The organism is Halobacillus sp. Nhm2S1 (assembly GCF_019599545.1).
GTDB lineage: Bacteria > Bacillota > Bacilli > Bacillales > Halobacillaceae > Halobacillus.
The window spans coordinates 105,924-127,992 of sequence record NZ_JAIEZV010000003.1; the positions used below are offsets into that span (position 1 = coordinate 105,924).

Here is a 22,069-nt window from a genome sequence, read left to right on the forward strand (position 1 = left end):
TCACTCCCTACGGAAATAAACTGATTTAATTATAGAAACGATCGGCCGTATTGGATAAACGCCCCCTTCACTTGAAGATTCGAAGTCGAGATATTTAAAAGGAAAGACTACGTTTATTGCTCGCAATTAATTAAATAATTAAGGCTTTACGGCATCAATAATAAGCGATGGAAATGCTAATTCTTCCCCTTGGTTTCTAGGATCAAATTGTTTAGAGCGAAAGATAACTCCATCTTTTCCACTCCATGAGTTCGCATGAAATTGCCCTTCTTCATCACAATATTCAAGTAATTTCACTTCAAATCCTACGTTCTTGAACATGTTGGATATTGAATTATAATTATGTACTATTTTATGACTCGCTGCGGGATGATCGGCTGGTCCTGGACCTCCAACTTGTACGATTTGTTGATACTTTTCATCAGGAAAATATCCATCGGGAACCGCACAACGGACGTAGCCACCTTCTCTTAAATATTTAATACATATCTCAGCAGCTCGTATCCCCTCTTCGAAGGTCAGATGTTCCCAGACGTGTTCTGCTAAAATGGCTTCAATTGAATTTATCTTAAAGTTAGCTTCCCAGGTAGCTTCATCAAGTAAATTCACTTCGTCTTCCTGGGTATGAATCCAACCCGGATTATTGTTATGTTCTCCTGCGCCAATCACAAGCTTAATATTTTTCCCCTGCATTTATAATACACTCCTTATATGAGTTTCCGGGTTCTTTAGTTGGAACAGCTGAATTCCCACCTGAACTTATGTAATATAGCGAACACTCTATTAAGCAATCGCCCCCTATTACGGAAGACTTGAAATCGAGACACTTTTGCATTCAGAAAAAGTTATTAGCTTCCATTTAAATCCCACTCTTTACGTAATATCCCCATTTTCACAGCATCATAATAATTGCCATTTACTTTCCTGGATTCTCTAATTCTTGCCTCTTCTTTCATCCCTAACTTTTCAGCAACTTTAATCATTCTTCTATTTCCTGACCAAGTAGACATTCCCAGTCGGTGTAATTTTGTATTTTCGAAAATATGTTGAATCCAAAGCTTATAGGACTCACTGCCGTAGCCACCATTCCAATAATTCTTATCATAAATAACAATACCTGTCTCTAACCAATCCGTACTTTTATCTACCCAATAAGAACCAACATAGCCAATCGTTTTACCATCTACTAATATAGCTAAAGAAGAAGGCATACCAGGGTAAATTTCTTCTGTCCATTGACTTCTGTATTCAGCCCTCGATATTTTTTCTTCTGTTATGTACGGTCCATTCCATTTTTTGGCTTCTTGTTCTTCATCCTCATATTTCCAAAAGTATAACTCGTCAATATCAATATCTGCTGCTTCCTTTAAAAAAACTTTTTCCCCATTAATTTGAATCAATTAAAACCCTCCAAATAAATTTCTTCTTTTTAAATATTACAGAATTCCCCCCATTACTTGAAGACTCGATTCCAAGATAAATAACAAATTCCTTACTTTCTCCCGAGCTTAACAGATACATTAACACTCTCTCTAAACTCATCAGAGGTGGAATAATTCGATAATGACTCTTTGACCTCTTTTTCAAACTCCTCAACTTTATTACCTAAAAACCGTCTTGCCCCATAGGAAGTGGAATATAAGTTTCCAAGTATTGACTCAAGTGTCCAATTGATCTCATTTGTAGGTAAAGTATGTACTTCAACTTCAAATTTTGAATTAGATATCACTTCTTCGTGACTAATAAGTGGATGAGTATAGGTGGATTTACCAGCTCTGCGTTCTTTTCCATACCATTTTTCTATGAGTTCATTTAGTTTTACTTGCCAAGGTTTAAGTGATTTATTAGGGTCATAATTATCAATAATAGCCACTCCACCACCGACAGGAATTAAGTCGTATAGCTCCTCTAAAACCCTAGGTCTGTCCATCCAATGAAAAGCTTTTGCTATTGTCACAAGGTTGAAATTGTCATTATGTGATTCTTTATATTGTTCTAGTGTTCCGTTATACCACTGAATTTTCCCTACCCTCATCTGTTGGTGAAGACGCTTTGCTTCATTAATCATTTCAGGATCTGTATCTATACCTACTATTTTATTAGTCCAATCCGAGAACCTTATTGTAAGTTGCCCTGTACCACAACCTAAATCAAGGAGATTTTGTTCTCCATTAAGCGAAAACCTTTCTACTAAAAACCTTATAAGAGAAGCTGGATACATTGGTCTGTATCTTGAATAATAGCTTGCAGCACCCTTAAACAAATCTGTTCCATATTCCTTCAATCAATGTCCCTCCCGTAACAATCTTTTATGTATCAACTACTTGTACACAACCTTCTAAGTTCAAAAATATTTCTCATATGAATAAGACTAAAACTTAGAATGTTTCACTCCTTATAATTACTTTAAACCTATGATCCCGAATGCCCTATAAGGGATACTAAATGCTTTGCTATTATATTCTTCCAGAAATGCATTTAGTTTTTTATTAAATTCGATAATTTTTGCTTCATCAAGAGCACCTCCAATTTCAGGACTAGCTTGTATACGTCCTATCCAGTGCTCTAAGGTATATTGAATGTTAACATCAAAGGAAAAAGTTTCAACATCAGAAAAACCCGCCGTATATAAATCCTCAATCCATTCGGGATATATTTTTAACTTGTTTGATTTATTCGCTTGAGGGTTAAACTCCTCTATGAGTGTTTGAGTGGATAACGCAATATCGCTTCTAGAAGGAAGCCAATCGTAATTAACAATAGCCATCCGTCCACCATCTTCCAGTACACGATAAACTTCATTAGCTACATTTGGTCTATTGAACCAATGCCAACAATATACAGCTGTCACAGCCTCAACTGATGTGTTGTCAAAAGGAAGATCTTCAGCATTGCCCTTCATATACTCAATAGGGAGTCGCTCCTTTATGTTTACTTCCCGAGCTTGGTTTATTAGATCAGAAGATAAATCAATACCTGTCACCCTGCTTCCTTGTCGAGCTATATCCCTTGCGAACAAGCCGTTAGCTGTGCCAATATCAAGCACATGCTGATTTTCTATTCCTATACCGTATTGCTTTAACTTCTCTAACAAGGCCTGGGGATATCCGTGCCTATACTTTAAATATTCTTCTTCAGTGCCATCTAAATTTAGAATTATTTATCACTCCAATATACATTCTTATTTATGTACTAGCTCGTCAATAAATGGAGAAAAAGGTGCTAAATACTTAGTAAAGAATCGCCCCCATTACGTGAAGACTTGAGTTCGAGATATCTCTGACTGCTCTATTCTTTAGTACCCGTTTCTGGAATAACTTTATTGAATTACCCTCTATTTTTTACGTTTAATAAAAGTGGATAATATAGTTTTTCGAATCGGTTTAAATAGTTTCCTTTGCCGAAAAAAACCTAACATACTGCCAGAAAACATTAAGGCAAACAATACAATCATAATAATTGTCGAAAGAAATTTTTCTAATAAAGTCATGTCAGAATTGGGATTAGGGTTAAACCATGATAACCAAATGCCCAATGTTCCCCCAGCAATAACTCCAGTAATGGTTGCAAAGGTAACCCATACCTTTTTTTCATTTAATCCTCTTCGTTTTACAAAAAAAGTGGAACATAGAATAGAAATTAGATTAATAAAAATAAAAAACAATAAAAAGACCAAAAATTCATTGTCCATAATAAAAACCGCTCCATTACCTATTTTTTCAATTTACTTTCCCCTTCTCAAATAAATATTCTGCTCAGTTAGATCAATAAGGAACAAACCATTATTCCTGATTTCCCCCCGTTTATGTAAGACTCGGATTCGAGATATCTCTTACTGTTCTTTTACTTTAGCACCAGTTACTTCAAGAAATCTAAATTACCCTTCAAAATAAACAGCTAGCAAAAAACCAATTACAAAAATTGATATAATAAAGGAAAGAACAGTAATTAAAACTTTAGGTTTTGTTGAAATCTCTTTAAATCTTTCAAACAAATTATGAATAAGACGATAATAGGAAAAGAAAATAATTAACAGTATTATTGCCCGTACAATATCTGAATTACTAAAGTCGTTTAAAGGTTTTCGGAAATTGTCATCCGCATAAAAGAAAATTAATTGAAAAATAACGTGTAAGAAAAAGCTGTATAAGAAAAAAATCACATAACTCAATGTATTGCACCTTCCTTAAATTTCAAAACCCATATTTCCCCTTTTATACTTGAAGTACTCCGATCCGTCAGTTAAATAGGTTAAACCACTGATATTACTTGTGCTTATGTAATAAAGGTCTAATGCTCTATTGAACAATCGCCCCCATTACAGGAAGACTCAGATTCGAGACAATTCTCAACATTCCTTAATTTTTGATCCGTTAGCTGGTGGATATTCAATTTGTACCATTAACAATGAGGTCAGCTCTTTCATATGGTCTTTGTTCTTCCACATAAATGTCTTCTGAAATCATCCAATTATTTTCCCACATATCGCGGGCGTCTTCCCCATCTCTTTCAAGACCTCGTGATAGCCTAGTTTCTCTTGGACAATCAAACCATATTGTAATATCGTATTCATTTGCTAATTCATTACGAATTGAATAAACACCTTCTATTACTACAATTCCTCCTACAGGGACAGTGTGCCACTCCGCTAATTGGTCAGTGTCCCAATCATAATTTTGATAGTATCCTTCTTGATCTTGGCTAATTGGTTCAAGAACTTGATTTAAGACACGTTTCCAATCAAAGTCTGCACCGATAGGTTTTTGCCTTGGATCTGCTTCTATAAGTTCTGAGGAGGATAAATAAAAATCATCCATATGTACAACGGTTACATTAGAACATTTTTCTTTAAACTCATTTGCGAACGTGCTTTTTCCAGACCCACCACAACCATCTATTCCAATTAATAAGGTTGATTGTTTTCTTGGAATTGAATTAATTGAGCTAACAAATTCGTCGAAATTATGAAATTCACCTTTTTTAGTTTTGACTCTCAATCTTATTACCACCTTTAGTATTAGTTGTTCATACACTGCATCACAGTCATTTTATTGAAGTAAAGCCCCCGTTACATTAAGACTCGAAACTGAGATATCTCCGAGTTAATCTTGATCCTGAAGTTGAGACTTAACATCATGATATTCAGGGTTTCTCCCATATTCTTTCAACATTAACCAATTACTTGTCCTTGAATTCCATATGTAAGTTCACAGAATCCGTGCTTGATTTAAAGAAACGAATTCAATATTAACAAACAAATGCTTCCCGTTGAACCTAATTACATACTCTCTCCAGAATAATTTTTATAATTTATTTTTTAGCGCCTTTATAACTTTAGAAATGTAATCATTGGCATGGGGTAGGAAATCACCCTTACTTACTAACCTCTCTTCTTCAACATGTCTTAACTCCTTATCGAGGACTATGCCTTTTGTTAGAACGCTTTTTGTTTCCTTAAACCACAAACGCTCAAATTCTTCTAATCTAATTTTAAAAACACCGGATACTTCTTCAACTTCAAAATTATATATGATGTCTCTAATATTAGGAATTATGTAAAGAAAAACATGACCAAGCTCTCTATCAATAAAGTTATCTTGTATGATTTCATCAGGTATGGTTCCTAAAGAAATTAAATCACTATAGGTTACATTTACACCTAACTCTTCATGCACTTCCCTGATCCCATCACAAACTCTTTCGTTTGCATTTATGTGTCCTGCAGCAGAAATATCCAACATGTTTGGGTAATCTTTTTTTTTCTTACTTCTCAACTGAAAATGAATATAGTATTGATTGGCTTCTTGACTCAAAAACCAACAGTGGAAAGTCTCATGCCATAAGCCCTTGGCATGAACTACGTCCCTTGAAGCTACTCCCATTTGTTCTTTCTCTTTGTTAAAAACCTTTAGCATCTCTGTATTCATTTAAACCACCTGCTAGTATTTATTATTTTTGGATACATGTTAATTACCAAGCATTCGGAACTCAAGATATCTTATGACTTCACCTACCTTTTACTGTTCGTTAGATGAAAACAAGCAGGATAAACCTAGGGCTATCTGGATGAAGCCAAGCACCATAAATTCAACCGTTATAAGGTATTCTTTTAATAGAATAAGTTGTAGTAAAGGACAAAAAACAGGCTCCCCCCCATGACGATTGTAGATAAGAACTATATTTTCTCTTTTTATAAAAATCCATAAATGGGGGACCCTTCGGTATCAAGTAATATAGTACTGAAATAAGAGTCGCTGATCGGTGAGTCTATTATAAACCAGTGAAATCAGTAACTATTGTAAAAAGCTTTTCGGCTTCTTTATTAATAATTTTTTTAATATGTTCCTTCCAGCTAACAACGCAAAATATAAAGAAATGGTGACTAGTAATATTAGATAAAAGTCTCGTCCAGCAAGGTAAGTGGCAGAGTGAAGACCTTTTATTAGGAAGTGAGCGAACACATAGGAGATAGGCAATAGAATCATTTTTTCTAGTCCATTTCTTATTTTTTCGTTCTTACGGAATATGATCAATCCAATTCCACAAATAAGTGAAAATCCTACAGCAAACAACAGATAATAACTTAAAACAAGCCGAGGTAACGTCATGACAGAACCATCTGTTATGGGATCTCCATAAATTAAAGTATTTTCACTTCCATCGGTATTGTAATAGTAGATGGAAGCGACCGTTTCCCCATTCGGGTTTAAGACCGTATTTTCTACGTTGTTTCTACTTATTTTCTGGTGCCAAATCGTTTCCCACGTCGTTATATCATAGACATTTCCTGAATTGCCTTCTGCTGGATATTCGGTTACATCAAATCCAGCGACATCTTCACTAAAATTCAAAAGTACAGTTCCGTCATCCTTTTCAATGATTGAAACCGCATCTTCATTATAAGAAATGTATGCGGGCGTTGTCAGATAAGCGATTGTAACCACTGCAAAAACCAAGGTTACCATGACTGAAAATATAATCGTCTGCAGCTTTTTCCTTCGCAATGTATTTTGTATGTTTCTTAATGGAGCTATATCTGTATCTACTGGCGGTTCTTCAAAATTCCGCATTTCTTCAAGGCGTTTTTTGCAGTTTTCACAAGAAGCTATATGGTCTTCGACTAGATCTCTCGTATCTTGACTTGCCATATCCTCGGCATATAACGGCAGTATATCCCTGATCACATTACAGCTGATTTTCATCGATAATCCCCCAATCGCGCTTTAATCTTTTCTCTAGCGCGGTGATAAGTAACACAAGCCCAGTTATCACTTTTTGCATACAATTTGCCAATTTGCTTAAATGAGAGTTCTCCAAATACACGGAGCTTAAAGACCTTTTTGTATGGCTCTTTTAAATTTTGGATAACTTCATGTACCTTCACAGACGCTTCTGAAGTGGCTATTTCATGTTCTACATTGTTTTCACTAGCTGGTTCTGGAACCGACTCAAAATCTACAAAGCTTTTTTTCTTACGCAAATAAGAGTAATAACTGTTTTTGGCAATTTGGCATAACCAAACACGGATATCACTATCCCCTTTGAAACTGTCTAACGATCTTAATGCCTTCATAAAAGTTTCCGAAGTGATATCTTCAGAGATATTCTTATCGCCGGATAAACTATACACATATAAAAACACATCTTTAAAGTATGTATGATAAATATCCTCAAGCTGTGTCACCATCTCACCTCCTTACATATAAGACGCGATAAACTCAAATATCTTACAAAAAATATAAAAAAAACCGAACAAAGTACGCCCGGTTCTTTTTATAAATGGAATTAAATATCTTATTGTACACGTAGATAATGTAGTGGTGGACGATTAACAAAGTGTTTCTCGATAGAAAGAAGGACTTCCTCGTTGCCTGGTATTGAAACTGTATCAAATGCTTCTTTAAAGGAAACCCATTTATAATCACTATGCTCGTAGTTTAAATTTACCTTTTGTGACTCATCAACGTAACCTACGAATACCGGTGCAATATAAATATAGTTCTCTTTAGGTGAATAGATCTGGTCAAATTGATTGGAGCTTTAAAGCGAGAGATCTGTAATTCCTGTTTCTTCTTTAACTTCTCTGAGAGCAGCTTCCCAGGCTTTTTCCCCTTCTTCGATTCCTCCACCTATGTAACACCAAACATCTCTTAAAACAGATGTATCACGTTTAAGTAATAGAACTTTATAGTCTGAGTCAGTTCTCTTTATTAAAACTGCAGCCACACCTGTACACCTTAGCGGTACCTCTAAATCCATTTACTTGAGACCTCCCAATTTAACTTGTATTAAATTTTGAAAATTATAATTCTCTAAGGCTAATATATATTTTACTGACCTTAAACTCAGCATAATTCCAATTATTTCAAAAACATACTAATTACTCAAACATTTTACATAAAATAGTCAATTATCTCGAAACTGACTCTTACACAAACCTACCCAAAACGTTAAGAAGGGAGCAATTCGTTTGTGACAGAATTGCCCCCGTTAGTTGAAGACTTGATTTCGAGAGATATTAAAATCTAAAGCATTTTAACCACGCAATCTCTATAATTGAACTTTAAAACAAAAATCATTTATTCCTGCTTAACCTAAAAAACCTAGATACAGTTAGTAAAATCCATCCGGTAATCATTAAGGGTATGGAGAATGAAGAGAAAGGCACAGGGGTATTTTCAACAAACTCAAAGGCTATCCCAATCGCAAGTGCAATTGTACCAATAAAAAATAAAGATCTGCCTACTTTATAATTTCTATCCAATAGAACCATCCTCTCAAGTTGTTGATATGCCATTTGTAAGCCATACCCACTTTGCAACCATAGTCCCCGTTACTTGAAGACTTGAAATCGAGATAACCCTATATTTCAATTAATTCTATGTATTAAACAACTGTATAAAAACTCCGTCCTCATAACGTTCCATGAAATCGCCTCCACTTACTTCGTCAATCAGTCCTTTCCAAAAAGCATGTGCACGTTCGTTATCTTCTATCTGGGTAATCTCCCATTCACCTGGGAACATCTTGAACAGTTCTTTGGCTATCACTTTCCCATAACCCTTCCCATTATGCTTAGTCATGATAAAGTACTCCTGAATTGAATTAGGAGTTGAAGTAGTAGCACTTTCTACAAGCGCAAATCCAATTAATTCACCATCTAATAAAATAAAATAAGCGTGATAATAATCGTTAGTCCAGTACTTTCCTAAATCAAAAGGTTTGTAAGATCCGTTATTTTCTAACTTTATTTCCGGTATATATCTGCTAAATTCATAAATGTAAAATTGCATTAGGTTATGTAATTTCGCCTCTTCAGTAGCTTGAACCTTCTGCAAAGAAACCATTTGATCAGCTCCTTATTCTTATTGATTCTCAACTTCCCTAATATGAATAGTAACACTATGTGTTATCACGAATTTGAGCCTTCAACTATCCTGACTAACACATCAAAAGGAAGCATCCCTCTGCTCAAAAACGCCCCTGTTTGTTTAAGACTCGATTTCGAGATATCTTAAGTGATTCCATATTTTGCTCAAGACAATAACTAAGTTTGGTTTGAAGCAAAATCTAATATTTCTTGGTGCAGTTCATTCCAATCATGATGATATTCATTGAACTCATCTGGATTAATAAATATCCTTTCTGTCGATTCATATTTTGCTTGAAAGTTATGTAGTTGTTCGATGTCCATACGATAAAAGACCTGATAACCTACCTTAGGGTAAGGACTATCTTCATCCCAGCATTGGTTTTCACTGTGGTCTACTTCAATATACCCTAAAAGAGAACACCTTCCAGTAACATATCCTTCTTCATACGCTTCACGCTCCATGCATTCTTCTGGAGATTCTTTAAATTCTATATGACCTCCTGGAAAGTCCCATCCTCTGTGATCTAAATTCACTAACAGTAACCTATCATCTTTAAAACAAAATCCATGGACGCTCGTAATAAGTCTTTTCGGAGGAAGCACTTTATTATACTTCCACGTTAACTTAACTAGTGCTTCTCCCCAATTAACGTATTTAGTTGTCATAACCACTCTCCTTTGCAAGTCATGGCAAAATAAAACAAATATTAAAGGATTGCCCCCGTTAGTTTAAGACTCGAATTCGAGATACTCTGAAGTAAGTAACCCATTAAGATCAACTTTTTTGTTTATGTATCAAGGGCGAACACTCTCGTGATACGCCCAATATGGAATAGTTTATGTCAAGACCTCATTAGACAGTTTCCAATCAAACCATCGACCATGTCCATCGGTTTCACCAACAGTTTCTCTTTTAGTTACTCCTTTTACAATTGAATCCACATGCAATTTCCTGTCTTCAATATTATTGTAAATATGAAAAACGTTTCTTTGTCTACCTACTTCTTTTATTTTTTGTAACAAATTTTCTTTAACTTGTTCTGGCATCTGATTAGCTACATGAGTATGGAAAATACACAGGGTTGTATCAGCAGGTATTTCTTTTATGACTTCTGTTAATAGGCCGACACCATCCCCTTCAATGAGGTGAGGAGGTTGTAACCTTAGTTGCTTTACAGAATCCTCAAAGTTTGCAATTCGGTCTTCATGTTCTGGCCATATTAAAGCTTTTAACCATAGGTAGTCTTCTTCGCTGGTAAGATCACTAACATGTAAGTCCAAACCTCGTCGATCATTTACAGGAGGTGTTGAAGATATTAAGTCTCGTGGAACCTCTCCTTCCCGGACTGTAGATGTTAGATGTACATAAGAATCTTTGTTTCCATAAAGTTCTTCATTTCCATAGGAATAAGAATACTGATCCCATAAAAGCTGAAGACCAGCGCTTGTACCTATTTCAATAAGGGAAAGAGGTTTATTGGTTTGTTGATGGATGTAGCCGCATACTGGAAACAAATAAGCACATCGGCGGACTTCATTCGTTTGTACAAGTTTATTTTTTAGAATAGATTTTATTTTGCTTGAGTTCTCTATGCAAAAGTCTTTAAATGTCTCAAACAAATGACTGTCCTTTTTGGGTTCATTTACTATGCTTGGGTAGTATTCTTTGAGTTGATGATCACTACCTTGGAGAAGTAAATAGTGAACCGCACCCAAAAGTAAATTTGGAATAGGTTGTCCTTCTCTTGCTTCTAAACATAATGTTAATATGTCATCATCATTAGCTATCTCTGAGGCTAACCGTTTATAAAGTTCACTAGATCCTTCACATTCTAAGACAGCAAAGTTATTAAATCTTTCCGTCAAACTATTTTTATTCATGACCATTTATCTCCCTTCATTGATAACGCTATCATATTTAACTCTAAACTATTACCAATATTATGTAAATTCAAGTGAATATGAATTGCAGCAGAGTTAACTCAAAACTGAATCTCCAAAAGACTGTTATAAAAAAGAGCGATTATTCTTATTGAATAATCGCCCCCTTCTCTATAAGACTTGATTTCGAGATAATATTAAAGCCGTAGAGTAAATCCTTCAGCATCCGTTCGTGAAGCAACAATTACTTTTCATTTTCTGCTTTATCTAAAAGTGATATGATCTTTTTATTTTGTTCAACCTGAATGTCACTATTATTTTTTATTAAGCGTACCCACCTTATTAGGAAAGCCAATACTATAATAGGGAAAAACATTAATAAAGTTGGCACAAGTACATCCATTAAATATTCCTCCTAAAAATTTTTCTTTCATTTAATAACCGATAGTCATTGTACAACAATCGCCCCGTTAGTTGAAGACTCGATATTGAGAAAAAACGATAAAAATAAATCCTAATACCTTATGTAGTTCAGATCACTTTTTATCTCCTTGGGAAAGCTTGTCTATTTTTTCTTCCATTCGACTTAATTGTTTATTTCTATTTCTAGCATTCACAACAAGTGTAAATACCCCTACGATTACAGCAGCCAAAATAAGAAAGAAAACCAATTGAACAATTACATCACCAATAATTAAACCGCCGATTGTTGACAATAAAAGCATAATTAACCCACCCCACATTTCATATTCAAACATTGGAATAAAAAGACCACTTATTAGAGTAACGCCCCCGTTTCCGTAAGACTTGATTTCAAGATATTAAAGCAGGTATTATACTAAACTCCCATAAGTTGCATAGCACATTTACCTTAATCAAACGGAAATATGTACACTGTATAATTAAAATAATTCTCTAATCCGATATTTTGAGCAATTATATTAGAAGGCTTATTTGCCTCTTCACAATCCCAGTACGGAATCATACCCTTACTCAAAGAATCTTTCAAAACACAATGAGCTGCCTTTTGACCTAGTTTATTGCCTTGATGGACTTCTATTGTTTCTATATCTATCCCGTGGACTTTTTCAGCTACAAACCCCGAAAAACATAAACTCGCAACCTTATTTTTGTAGACAATGCAATAACCGATTCCTTTTTGATAAAAATCCTCAGGAGAAGACCAGAATTCTGATATTTTAGAGCGTAAAAATCCTATATTTTCAAGGGAATTGTTCTTATCCTCAATAAGCTCATTATCGATTTTTAATACGGTATAATCTTGACTAATCGAAGGTTCATTATTATCTTTATAATGATTTTCCCACATTGTATAAACCTTTTGATTCGATTTCTGCATTTGACGATGTTTAAAAACTCTTTCTATGATTTTTTCCCACCCTGGATGATTACCAATTGCTATAAAGTTATTTAACCTCAGCTTCTGAGCTTCAGGAAAAATTACTTTATCAATAAAATCGTTTATGTGGTTATTAAATCCCTCATTTTCTTCATCTCCAATAAAGAAAAAACCATCATTATTACCCAACCAGATAATTCCTGTCTTTGGAGAATCAATATGATCTACAAAAATTCGACCTGGGTTATTTCCTTCAATTACTGCTTTAACTTCTAAATGACCTTCCCCATTTATCAACTTTTCACATTTATAGAATTCAGATTTATCAAGTTCACGAATCATATGTAGCCCTCCTACTGGAATAACATCATCGCCAATATTGTTATTTAGTCTTTTATAATCTTACTGTTTGGCTATCACAAGTAGTGACCTCCACTGTGCAGTTAGTTTAACTACATTTCTTCATAAACCCTATTTTAACCAGTACTAGAAGTGTACTAAAACCCCTGTATTCTTGAATAATTGGGCTTTTTGTAGAACTTTTTTATATGACGATTTTAGTTTATGTACTCCAACACGCGATAAGTTTTTTAGTGACAGGGCTTTTTATTAGAAATTAAGTTTCATGCGTCTAGCTACTCTTCCATTTCTCATTACAGGGGATAACTCTTCATAAAACTCGATATCTTCGAAGATCGGCTCATCCTCGTAATAGCCATGTTGCATGCGGTAACGATTGAAAATGTATTCTATACATCGCTTATTCGAAGGAAATAAAGCTATCTCCTCCTCCTTTTTATTCAACAAAATCGCCATCATTTGATTCGGGCTGCGAAAACTATTTACCATATGTTCCGAATTCTCTTTGTGGGTCACCCATTCCAAATTACTTTTTTTCGGATTCCCACGATCGGCATCGATATGGTTCACCACGGCTTTGTTGTCAGGATTCGGGATAAACGCTGTTGCGACCAGACGATGCACTAATTGTTGTTGCGCTTTGCCCTTGTGACTTAAGTTTACATACTTATAACCTCCGTGGTTCACATGCTGGTTCATTCGTTTAACAGTCGTTTTATTGATAACCTCGCCTTCTGTACTTACCAGGTAATTCGGAAAACCGTCAACTTCTTTCCAATCACCAACCGATGTAATAGCCTTTATTTTATTTGATATTTGTGTATCCATGTGTCACATCCTTAGGGACTTTTGCCTAAATAGGTTGTAGTAAGGCTTTTTAAAGTTGTTTTAATTTCTATTCATCTGCTTACACAATCTCTGAAAAATGTGATTGCTTTTTGTTGAACTAACGCCCCCATTTGCTTAAGACTCGATTTCAAGATAATAATCTTCAATAGTTAAGAAACAACTACATATTAAAATTTCACCTTTTACCAATCATTTCTAGTTAAACCACCAATTATTTAGAATTTATGTTAATATCTGGTTGTAGCAATTTTTTTAAGAAGGTGGTTTTCTCTATGGAAGTAAGAGTGAAAGAGAAGGGAGATTTAATTTCAATAAGGTGGTTTTTATCAAAAATTGAAATTCCCAAAAAAGATATAGTAAATGTTTATGAAAGTAGCGAATATGGGGGTGACTCTTCTGTCACGCACCATATTGGTCAACCTTATGCAAGAGCAGATAGAGTAATTATTCAAACAAAAGACGCTAAATATCTTATTTATACCAATAATGGTGCGAGCATTCTAGAAAAACTAAACAATAACTAAATCCAAATTAAAATATTCTACCATCATACTCATAGAAAATATTGAGATACATTACTTATAAGGTGGGTCATGAAACATACAAGAGCCATCTTTTTATGCCTCACCTTACTTACCCTTTACACAAGAAAAAGCACTTTTGCTAAATTTCAATAATGATCTTTTAGACGTTTTCCTCAGCAGGAGACGTCTTTCTTCATGTCCACTTGCAGAAGAATGTTTTCAGAAAGTTGCTTATTAAAGAAAAGCCCCCGTTACTTGAAGACTCAGTGTCGAGATGTCTTCAAATAGAGCTATGTACTAATTAACTGTATTAAGTCAACGTGTAAACCACCATACAAAAAATAAGATTACTGCGATGATAAACCAAGTAAGTGCAACTATATGTTTTCTTTCAGTCTTTTTCTTAGAAGAGTTAGAAAAAAGTATTCCACTGATCAAGGCGATAGCAATTGCTATCCAGGTCCAAAAGCTCATAAAATCCTCCTTTCACTACCATTTAAGACATAATTTGCGATAGACATTATTTAATTAAAGCCCCCGTTAGTTGAAGACTTGAATTCGAGACATTCTTCAGCTATAACGTTAGAAGTTACCTTCTGTAATCACCGGGATACTCTCTGTCGAAATGTTATTAAATTCTTCATACTTCCCTTTTTTGTACACATGATTTATATTTGAAAAGAAAAAATCCCCTTTCAAATCATCTAAAAACAGTATGTATTCTCCTGATTCTATAGGAATTATTTCATCGGACAGTGATAGGGTATGATCTTTAAACTTTCCATCCTCTTTCTGTTTGAAACCTACAGGATAAAAGACCTTTATTGTATCGCCTTTTCCATAAACTTCACCATCGAAATCCTTTAAGCTATTCAAAACACTTATTGTATATACTCTATCGAATTGATAAACATCATTCTCTGCATCGGCAACCTGAGTTCTTATTTTGTATTCACCATTAATTGTCCCATGTATTATTAAGTCGGCGTTCTTCTTTAATGACATAAACTCTTCCTCTGCAGAAACACCCAACCCTACACCCTGAGTGGTTTCAGTATTCTTTGGGAGAATAATACCAATGATCGCCCCTAATAAGAAAAATGAGGATATTGTTACTAAAACCCTTACTTTCACCTAACTCACTTCCTTTTCCACTTAGAAATTCACTTTTAATCTTACCATAAGTTGTAAATAGAAATAGATGCAAGGAATGAAGAGTACTGTCATTACCATCGTCCTTGTGTTCTTAAATGTACTTTGATATTGAATGGGAGCCCTCGAGGATCTTGCCACCCACACAAAAAAGGAAGCGATTGTCTTTATTTAACAATCGCCCCCGTTTCTTTAAGACTTAAATTCAAGGTATCTTCGCATAATTAACAGCCAACATCCTTCCAATGCTGGCTGTTAATTATGGACAATATGGAAATCATTTACGATTAAAAAGAACCAATCCCAGCAATATGCAAATTACAATGATAAGCATTGGAGTAGTTGTTAGAAGTGCATTACCTCCCCAACTAATACCTGGTCCGTCTGCTCCAGAGATCGAAGCAGATACATGTGCAGCTGATGTTTTTATTGCAGTAATTAACTCTCCCAATGAGTATGTTATGACTCCAGTTAATAAGGACAACCCAATTAACAAGATTCCCAAACCCCGATTATACAATTCATATCCCCCTAAACCATTACAATGAATAATGTCATTGAAAACACTAACATAAAATTAAATGTTAAACATTAGGGATACCGATTCTTTATGTAACTGGCTAGACTCTATACATGTATTCTGCCATAAACATTAAAAAGAGAAGAATTCTTTTATTTCAGAATTGCCCCCAATACAGGAAGACTTGAATTCAAGATAACTACCACTTTCAATGATTGTAATCGATAGAAGTTTCAGCAATCCAGCCTTATCATTTTTCTGACCCTGTGTACTTTCACTGACTAACAAATTTAAAGGATGACTGAATTCAGTCATCCTTTTATCTTTGATAGCTTAAAGTGGCAATGCAGACTTCCACGCATCGTAGAAATCTTTTATAGTTGAATACCTTTTATTACGGTCTTCTTCGACTGCTCTTATTGCAACTTCATAAAGCTCTTGATTTGCCTCCCATTTTGAAAAGGAACGGTCCATTTCACCACCTAGTAGACCAAAAGCTATCGAGCCAAGATTATAAACATTTGTAATGGAATCGATTGGAGCACCAAGCTCATATTCTTCAGGTGCCTTGGAACGATCTGCACCCCAAAAATTTTCACCTAAATCATTTATGGAAGGTGCATTTCTATAAAAATCAATATCGCATATTTTGGTTTCATCATTTTTGAAATTGTATAGGATACTTCCATCATAAAAGTCAACGGCTACATAGTTTTGGGATTCGGCATGAGTATGAAAAGTAAAGATTGCATCTAAAGCTCTTAACCTTTTTTCTACATCTAATTCCTTAAATCGGTAAAATGGTGAGTCAGGGTTTGTATATTTGGCAATACCACCGAATGACCAGTGTGCATGCAGACATTCACCATCGAACCAATCAAATACTACCGCATACCCATTTTCAGTGGAAAAGTAATCTATCAATTGAATTAAGTACGGATGTTCCAACGACTGATATCCAGGTACAGCCTCTTTCAATCGTTCTATAGCATCCACCGGGCTTCCAGAAAAGTCTATGGGTTTTGCTCCAGCGTATTTTACAAAGTACTTTCTTCCATCTTTTTCAACGCCGAAACTTATATTACCTGAATCTTGCTGGTCAAATACGCAAAATACTGTACCTAGTTGCTTTAACCATTCGAAATTATGTTCTTCTTGTAATTGAAAATCCTCTTTATCAATTGTCATAGTGGTTAAGGTCGATTGTTGTTCCAAATTATGATCCTCCTATTTTATAAGCAGGGATCACGTAGTTTATAGGGGACTTATACGCTTCCCTTAGGTTAATTGTACCCCGTTTGCTGCTATTGTGATTTTCATAAAACAACGCCTCCTTTCAGAATCTACAGATAATTGTACCATTTTATTACAAGTATTTGAAACACTCATATGACTGCTTCATTACTCGACCCTACTTAGATAATAAAAAAGCGATTACCCAGTTAGGTAATCGCCCCCGTTAGTTGAATCCTCGAGTTCGAGACTTCTATCATGTTTTCCTTCAACTCGTTTATTGGTGGTACCTTAAATATATAATGAAGTAGTACACTGCAGAGTTTTTTTAGAAATACCCATCAAATCTTTTTGTTTTATTTCCCTTTATATTAGAAAATAATTAAGCTCCCATCCCGATCTCTCTAGTTGATAATCATTGAATGTATAAACCACCAAATGGATGACCAATCAATTAGAATTCTTAATTCATATCTTCCTTTTTAACTAAATGCACCGCAATCAGCTTTGGTTCTTGAGTATTGACTTTATCTTTAAACAATTCACCATATATATAGCCCCCACCAATTATCAATACACCAAGCATTAATAATAGAATTGCATTTTTAATACATTGATAACTAGCATTAAGATATATTTCTCTTTGTGGTATAGTAGAATAATTTAAACGTAAATTCTTTACCATTTTAGAAATTCTTGCACTTTCCGGTTTTACTGATAATTCTATTTCATCATCCAAATAAATATCATGTACTTCCTTTAAACTCAGAGCTGATAAGGCATTAATGCCACTTAAAACAAAATATGAAAATGAAAGAATATATAATGTTAATAGCCCTATTGATAGAAGTTTATTATTGAAGAAGCCTGAAGAATCTAAAAAGTTAAAAATCGTAAAACCTGACGAAAGGAAAGCTATAGCTATAGTGATACCTGCAATTGTTATCTTAGCTTTATCTTCAATTCCTTTATTTCTTTCTAATTCTTTGATTTGCAGTTTTTCTATTTGTTCAACTGTTAGATCAGGATTATAAAACTCAGTGTCAGGTTGAGAGTTTATCTCTCTTTTATGTTCTAGAAGGTTCATCATTATTATTTTTGATTCTAAATTTGGAATTAATTTGGACACAACCCAATATAGTACGCAGTTATTTAAGATATACATTCTAAATTTCTTATTTTTGAACATATTCTGAGCTCTCCAGAATAACACTTACTAGTGCCTTATCTATCCTAAGATTGGCTTGTTCAACAAGCCATGCCCATTCACCCGTTGGATTTATTTCTATAAATACATATTTATTTCTTATAAAAACTAAGTCAATTGCTCCATAAATTAAATCTAGTTCCTTTACTAACTTTATGCATTTTTTCTCGATTTCCCTTGGCAACTTTATAGGATTATACGTAACATTATCCTTTCTTAATCTCCAATCACCTTGAATACCTTTCATATCCTCTAATATACTAACGGCAAATACTAAATTATCAATTATAGTTACCCTGATATCAGTTTTAGGAAATAAATATTCTTGAAAGAAGACGGGTGCTTTAGAAAGATCTTCATGTTGTATTTCAGCTTTAGTTATTACGTTTGTATAGGTAAAGGATTGATGGTCTCCATTATTTAAATAAACTGTATCTATCCCTTTAACGATTACATTCTCATTTTTTGGTTCAACTAAATTTAGGTATTCACCTGTATTAGTTACTTGTGTCTTTGGAATAATAAACCCAACTTGACTGGCCTTTTTCAACTGTACTGATTTATTTTCAGCAAAATAAATAGACCTGGGATGATTTATCCATTTACACTGTTCAAATATCATCAATGATCGAATAAATGCAGTCCATTGTGATTGTGAAAGTGTATCTTCAACAGACATCCCATACATCGAAGTTTCTCTAAGATATGTAGGGCCTCTATAATATATTGTGTTCAAAGAATCTTCTGAAATCATATAATGATTTCCATTAAATTTTATTTCTAAACTCGCCTTAATTGGGTCCATAATTAAATTAAGTTTAGATAAATCATCCGTATTTAATCGTAAGTACTTCTTTCTTTTCTCATATAAACAAGCAGAAATATAATCACATGCAAAATCATGTCTATTGGAAATAATTAAGACTTCTGGTTTTATTACTGACACCTTTTAATTACATCCCCTTTTGGTCTTCACCAGTTTCTCTATCTGCTTTTTTCGTACCTGCTATAGGCTTATTAGGGTCATTTGAATTCACTAAAAATTCATAGCCGTTATCTTCCTGTTTCAACCATGCGCCTTTTTCAAAATCATAAAAACATCCACTAGGCGAAAGGTCTTGTCTTTCATCTTTGAATATGAACGCTTTCTTTAACAATAAATGATTCATATTTACCTCCTATATTCACTTCACTGTTTAATTCATAGTGCTGCATCTTATTTCTCATTTCTATAAGGTAATTTACTCCTTCTCTTAACTCGCTACTTATCTCATAATCAAAAAGTAAATCCAACCTTCTTAATGCTTCACTTAACCTAACAGTATTATCCGTTGTTGCATTACTTCTTTAGCTTTCATAAAGGTATCCTGTTAGTAATATTAAATACTAACTTTCATTCATTAAGATATTTTTATATAAGGTTTCAAAAGCATAATTAAATGCAGAATAGAATCTTTTACATTATGTTCTACACCCTCCTTTAATTTTTTCTAAACATAGATAAGATTGCCTTAAGGAATCTACACCGTTTGTAAAAGATAATACTCTGAATATCAATCAGCTCTTAATTCATTTGGATATGTTCATTATACTAATTTTTCCAATAAAAACTATTCTTTCATTTAATTTTTTCATACCTTGTTCCATTAATTATCTCGAAACTGAGTCTTCAACTAACCTGCCCGTTAACGGAAGACTCAGTTTCGAGATAAATTAAAAACCAGTATTGTTCTCCTCTTTTATCAGGGGAACAGTACTGGTTTGTTTACTTGAAATATCTTTGGTTATTTTTTGGTTTAACTGTGTAGAAAAGTAGTGGTTGACCATAACATAAAATACTAAGCTATTGAATCCTTTCAGAACGGAATTGCTTCGCGTGCTCTTTGGCAAACTTGATGATTTTATTGTAAGTTTTTTGTTCAAAATCCTTTTTGGATGGAATGTGTAACGTAGCATTGTCTTCATCGATAATTTTAATGCGTTCGCCGCCCCTGACATAAAGGGTAACGTATAGAAATGGTTCTCTCATCCCTAGTTCTACCCGTAATTCTTTCGGAAACTCTGCCGTTATGATGACACGATCCTCCACTTGCTTTAAACTCAACTGACTATGAAACTTCAGGTTCTCAATCCCATTTATTTGCAACTATACGCACTCCCCGTTTTTCATTATACATACCTAATCATACGTTCTTTTAAACTCATTATCTGTCGTTTGTTGCTTTATTCACAAAGCTTTAACAAACCGTCCAGCTTACACCTAGGATAACCGTTTTCATTCTTTCGTTCCTAAACTCCATGTAAAAATTTCTACAGATATGTGAAGTATTGAGCATCACACCTGGTACAAGGAGTTTGTCTGTTAGTACCAGGTACAGGAATAAACTTCTTCATCCCTGGTTACAAAAAACAAAAAGACCGGACAAAAGTCCAGTCTTTATCTAACCTACGCCTGTTCTCTAATCACAACCCCGCGTCTCATCATTTCATCAATATACACATCGCCGGGCACGATCGTTTCCGGTGGGCATACCCCCCGTTTCGTGATTGTTCCGTCGCCGATCATTTGCGCGACGACAGAGATGGTGTTCGCTGTAGCGCGGGCCATTGCTGTGACGTTCGTCGCCCTGTCTTTATAAGTGACCATTTCGTATTCACAAGCTTTACGCACTCCGTCCTTCTCACCACCAACGATCACACGGAGCAATACGGCATCGTCTTTATCCTTCAGTTCAAGAAGGGGATCGATGCTCTTCAGCAGCACTTCCCTCGTCTTGATTTCCGTTCCGCGGATATTGACGACTTGATCAGCGCCCGTCAGGTTGAGATCCACGAGCAGTTTCATTTTCTCTGCGTGACCGGGATAGCGGATCGTCTTGTATTCGAGACTGTCGATGTGCGGGTACGACTTTAACAAGGTCGACGTCCCGCCAGAGGTATGGAAAGCTTCGAGTGGTCCGAAGCGTTCAAAATAGATGTTTTCAATTTCCGTCAACGACTCGACTTCCCTGAGTTTTCCATCTCTGATGATCGTTGAAGGATCGGAGTAATGATCCAGCAGCCCTTCCATGGAAAACACGTGGTTGTACTCAAGCGGCGGGTCCGGCCTTACCGGAATGCCGCCTACGAACAGTCGGATCGATTCTAGTTTATCAAGCTTGCCTGCGCCGTATCCTGATAAAATATTGATCATACCAGGAGCGACACCTAAATCCGGGATGACCGTCACTCCGGCTTCTTTTGCCTGTGCATCGAGCTCCAGTACTTTGTCGGTAATGTGACCGATGTGTCCACCCAAATCAACAGAATGGCACCCGACTTGGATCGCTGTTTTTGCGACAATTTCATTGAAGGAGTAGAAAAGGGCATTGATGACCACATCATAGTTTCTTATGAACTCTGCAAGTTCGGCCTTATTTCCGGCATCCACTTTGAATCCTTGTATTTTGGAAGAGTTCAATGAATCAGAAACCCGTTGCGCACGGTCGAGATCGATATCGGCGAGTCCGACTTTCTCCACTCCCGAACTGTGGACGAGATCGCGCGCCGCTTCTTTTCCCATCAATCCAGACCCTAGAACAGCTACTTTCATAGTCCGCACTCCTTTTTC

Annotated in this window: 25 protein-coding genes; 1 reads left to right on the forward strand and 24 read right to left on the reverse strand. The window is 35.1% G+C overall.

Annotated features, from left to right (window positions below):
- Positions 1–138: 138 nt before the first annotated feature.
- From K2225_RS12245 to K2225_RS12325, 17 genes are all read right to left on the reverse strand, one after another.
- Entirely contained in the window at positions 139–693 is a 555-nt protein-coding gene (locus K2225_RS12245) for a class I SAM-dependent methyltransferase (RefSeq protein WP_220585031.1), read from the reverse strand.
- 155 nt (positions 694–848) lie between these two features.
- Complete coding sequence (locus tag K2225_RS12250; RefSeq protein WP_220585032.1) at positions 849–1,400, reverse strand: GNAT family N-acetyltransferase; 552 nt, start codon at positions 1,398–1,400, stop codon at positions 849–851.
- Positions 1,401–1,492: 92 nt separating this feature from the next.
- Positions 1,493–2,284 carry a class I SAM-dependent methyltransferase gene (locus K2225_RS12255; RefSeq protein ID WP_220585033.1) on the reverse strand — a complete coding sequence of 264 codons (792 nt, stop codon included), beginning with the start codon at positions 2,282–2,284 and terminating at the stop codon, positions 1,493–1,495.
- Between the two features lie 117 nt (positions 2,285–2,401).
- Positions 2,402–3,160 carry a class I SAM-dependent methyltransferase gene (locus K2225_RS12260; protein WP_370632763.1) on the reverse strand — a complete coding sequence of 253 codons (759 nt, stop codon included), beginning with the start codon at positions 3,158–3,160 and terminating at the stop codon, positions 2,402–2,404.
- A gap of 174 nt (positions 3,161–3,334) precedes the next feature.
- On the reverse strand, positions 3,335–3,691 hold the full coding sequence (locus K2225_RS12265; protein WP_220585035.1) for a hypothetical protein: 357 nt from the start codon (positions 3,689–3,691) through the stop codon (positions 3,335–3,337).
- A 697-nt stretch (positions 3,692–4,388) separates the two neighbouring features.
- Positions 4,389–4,940 (reverse strand): uridine kinase family protein, encoded by a 552-nt coding sequence (locus K2225_RS12270; RefSeq protein ID WP_220585546.1) that lies wholly within the window; start codon positions 4,938–4,940, stop codon positions 4,389–4,391.
- A gap of 363 nt (positions 4,941–5,303) precedes the next feature.
- Positions 5,304–5,927, reverse strand: a complete 624-nt coding sequence (locus K2225_RS12275) for an NUDIX hydrolase (protein WP_220585036.1) — start codon at positions 5,925–5,927, stop codon at positions 5,304–5,306.
- A 366-nt stretch (positions 5,928–6,293) separates the two neighbouring features.
- The gene (locus K2225_RS12280; protein ID WP_220585037.1) at positions 6,294–7,202 is read right to left on the reverse strand and encodes a zf-HC2 domain-containing protein; all 909 of its coding nucleotides are present in this window, start codon (positions 7,200–7,202) and stop codon (positions 6,294–6,296) included.
- Positions 7,199–7,687, reverse strand: coding sequence for an RNA polymerase sigma factor (locus K2225_RS12285; RefSeq protein WP_220585038.1), 489 nt, complete (start codon positions 7,685–7,687; stop codon positions 7,199–7,201). Before K2225_RS12285 ends, K2225_RS12280 begins: the two co-directional genes overlap by 4 nt.
- 353 nt (positions 7,688–8,040) lie before the next feature.
- The gene (locus K2225_RS20075) at positions 8,041–8,259 is read right to left on the reverse strand and encodes an NUDIX domain-containing protein (RefSeq protein WP_255574499.1); all 219 of its coding nucleotides are present in this window, start codon (positions 8,257–8,259) and stop codon (positions 8,041–8,043) included.
- 620 nt (positions 8,260–8,879) lie between these two features.
- On the reverse strand, positions 8,880–9,347 hold the full coding sequence (locus K2225_RS12295; protein ID WP_220585039.1) for a GNAT family N-acetyltransferase: 468 nt from the start codon (positions 9,345–9,347) through the stop codon (positions 8,880–8,882).
- Between the two features lie 200 nt (positions 9,348–9,547).
- Complete coding sequence (locus K2225_RS12300) at positions 9,548–10,039, reverse strand: NUDIX hydrolase (RefSeq protein ID WP_220585040.1); 492 nt, start codon at positions 10,037–10,039, stop codon at positions 9,548–9,550.
- A gap of 171 nt (positions 10,040–10,210) precedes the next feature.
- Positions 10,211–11,254 (reverse strand): DUF2332 domain-containing protein, encoded by a 1,044-nt coding sequence (locus K2225_RS12305; protein ID WP_220585041.1) that lies wholly within the window; start codon positions 11,252–11,254, stop codon positions 10,211–10,213.
- Between the two features lie 244 nt (positions 11,255–11,498).
- Positions 11,499–11,657 (reverse strand): hypothetical protein, encoded by a 159-nt coding sequence (locus K2225_RS12310; protein ID WP_220585042.1) that lies wholly within the window; start codon positions 11,655–11,657, stop codon positions 11,499–11,501.
- A 133-nt stretch (positions 11,658–11,790) separates the two neighbouring features.
- On the reverse strand, positions 11,791–11,979 hold the full coding sequence (locus tag K2225_RS12315) for a hypothetical protein (protein ID WP_220585043.1): 189 nt from the start codon (positions 11,977–11,979) through the stop codon (positions 11,791–11,793).
- Positions 11,980–12,125: 146 nt separating this feature from the next.
- Positions 12,126–12,956 carry a GNAT family N-acetyltransferase gene (locus K2225_RS12320; protein WP_220585044.1) on the reverse strand — a complete coding sequence of 277 codons (831 nt, stop codon included), beginning with the start codon at positions 12,954–12,956 and terminating at the stop codon, positions 12,126–12,128.
- A 267-nt stretch (positions 12,957–13,223) separates the two neighbouring features.
- The gene (locus tag K2225_RS12325) at positions 13,224–13,802 is read right to left on the reverse strand and encodes an NUMOD4 domain-containing protein (RefSeq protein ID WP_255574500.1); all 579 of its coding nucleotides are present in this window, start codon (positions 13,800–13,802) and stop codon (positions 13,224–13,226) included.
- 293 nt (positions 13,803–14,095) lie between these two features.
- Here K2225_RS12325 and K2225_RS12330 point away from each other — a divergent pair, with 293 nt between their 5' ends.
- Entirely contained in the window at positions 14,096–14,347 is a 252-nt protein-coding gene (locus K2225_RS12330; RefSeq protein WP_220585045.1) for a PH domain-containing protein, read from the forward strand.
- A 582-nt stretch (positions 14,348–14,929) separates the two neighbouring features.
- Here the strand turns inward: K2225_RS12330 and K2225_RS12335 are convergent.
- From K2225_RS12335 to K2225_RS12365, 7 genes are all read right to left on the reverse strand, one after another.
- The gene (locus tag K2225_RS12335; RefSeq protein ID WP_220585046.1) at positions 14,930–15,481 is read right to left on the reverse strand and encodes a hypothetical protein; all 552 of its coding nucleotides are present in this window, start codon (positions 15,479–15,481) and stop codon (positions 14,930–14,932) included.
- A gap of 871 nt (positions 15,482–16,352) precedes the next feature.
- Complete coding sequence (locus tag K2225_RS12340; protein ID WP_220585548.1) at positions 16,353–17,207, reverse strand: protein kinase family protein; 855 nt, start codon at positions 17,205–17,207, stop codon at positions 16,353–16,355.
- 508 nt (positions 17,208–17,715) lie between these two features.
- The gene (locus tag K2225_RS12345; protein ID WP_220585047.1) at positions 17,716–18,441 is read right to left on the reverse strand and encodes a hypothetical protein; all 726 of its coding nucleotides are present in this window, start codon (positions 18,439–18,441) and stop codon (positions 17,716–17,718) included.
- Positions 18,428–19,405, reverse strand: coding sequence for a hypothetical protein (locus K2225_RS12350; RefSeq protein ID WP_220585048.1), 978 nt, complete (start codon positions 19,403–19,405; stop codon positions 18,428–18,430). Before K2225_RS12350 ends, K2225_RS12345 begins: the two co-directional genes overlap by 14 nt.
- 7 nt (positions 19,406–19,412) lie before the next feature.
- Positions 19,413–19,628 (reverse strand): hypothetical protein, encoded by a 216-nt coding sequence (locus K2225_RS12355; protein ID WP_220585049.1) that lies wholly within the window; start codon positions 19,626–19,628, stop codon positions 19,413–19,415.
- Positions 19,629–20,302: 674 nt separating this feature from the next.
- A complete protein-coding gene (locus K2225_RS12360; protein ID WP_255574502.1) occupies positions 20,303–20,605 on the reverse strand; it encodes a hypothetical protein in 303 nt (100 codons plus the stop codon).
- A 300-nt stretch (positions 20,606–20,905) separates the two neighbouring features.
- Positions 20,906–22,060 (reverse strand): saccharopine dehydrogenase family protein, encoded by a 1,155-nt coding sequence (locus tag K2225_RS12365; RefSeq protein ID WP_370632754.1) that lies wholly within the window; start codon positions 22,058–22,060, stop codon positions 20,906–20,908.
- Between the last annotated feature and the right edge of the window lie 9 nt (positions 22,061–22,069).

Coding starts and splice junctions, on each gene's coding strand:
- K2225_RS12245 (WP_220585031.1), bottom strand. CDS start 693: ATGCAGGGGAAAAATATTAAGCTTGTGATTGGCGCAGGAGAACATAAC.
- K2225_RS12265 (WP_220585035.1), bottom strand. CDS start 3,691: ATGGACAATGAATTTTTGGTCTTTTTATTGTTTTTTATTTTTATTAAT.
- K2225_RS12275 (WP_220585036.1), bottom strand. CDS start 5,927: ATGAATACAGAGATGCTAAAGGTTTTTAACAAAGAGAAAGAACAAATG.
- K2225_RS12280 (WP_220585037.1), bottom strand. CDS start 7,202: ATGAAAATCAGCTGTAATGTGATCAGGGATATACTGCCGTTATATGCC.
- K2225_RS12285 (WP_220585038.1), bottom strand. CDS start 7,687: ATGGTGACACAGCTTGAGGATATTTATCATACATACTTTAAAGATGTG.
- K2225_RS20075 (WP_255574499.1), bottom strand. CDS start 8,259: ATGGATTTAGAGGTACCGCTAAGGTGTACAGGTGTGGCTGCAGTTTTA.
- K2225_RS12295 (WP_220585039.1), bottom strand. CDS start 9,347: ATGGTTTCTTTGCAGAAGGTTCAAGCTACTGAAGAGGCGAAATTACAT.
- K2225_RS12300 (WP_220585040.1), bottom strand. CDS start 10,039: ATGACAACTAAATACGTTAATTGGGGAGAAGCACTAGTTAAGTTAACG.
- K2225_RS12305 (WP_220585041.1), bottom strand. CDS start 11,254: ATGAATAAAAATAGTTTGACGGAAAGATTTAATAACTTTGCTGTCTTA.
- K2225_RS12310 (WP_220585042.1), bottom strand. CDS start 11,657: ATGGATGTACTTGTGCCAACTTTATTAATGTTTTTCCCTATTATAGTA.
- K2225_RS12315 (WP_220585043.1), bottom strand. CDS start 11,979: ATGCTTTTATTGTCAACAATCGGCGGTTTAATTATTGGTGATGTAATT.
- K2225_RS12320 (WP_220585044.1), bottom strand. CDS start 12,956: ATGATTCGTGAACTTGATAAATCTGAATTCTATAAATGTGAAAAGTTG.
- K2225_RS12325 (WP_255574500.1), bottom strand. CDS start 13,802: ATGGATACACAAATATCAAATAAAATAAAGGCTATTACATCGGTTGGT.
- K2225_RS12330 (WP_220585045.1), top strand. CDS start 14,096: ATGGAAGTAAGAGTGAAAGAGAAGGGAGATTTAATTTCAATAAGGTGG.
- K2225_RS12340 (WP_220585548.1), bottom strand. CDS start 17,207: ATGACAATTGATAAAGAGGATTTTCAATTACAAGAAGAACATAATTTC.
- K2225_RS12345 (WP_220585047.1), bottom strand. CDS start 18,441: ATGTTCAAAAATAAGAAATTTAGAATGTATATCTTAAATAACTGCGTA.
- K2225_RS12355 (WP_220585049.1), bottom strand. CDS start 19,628: ATGAATCATTTATTGTTAAAGAAAGCGTTCATATTCAAAGATGAAAGA.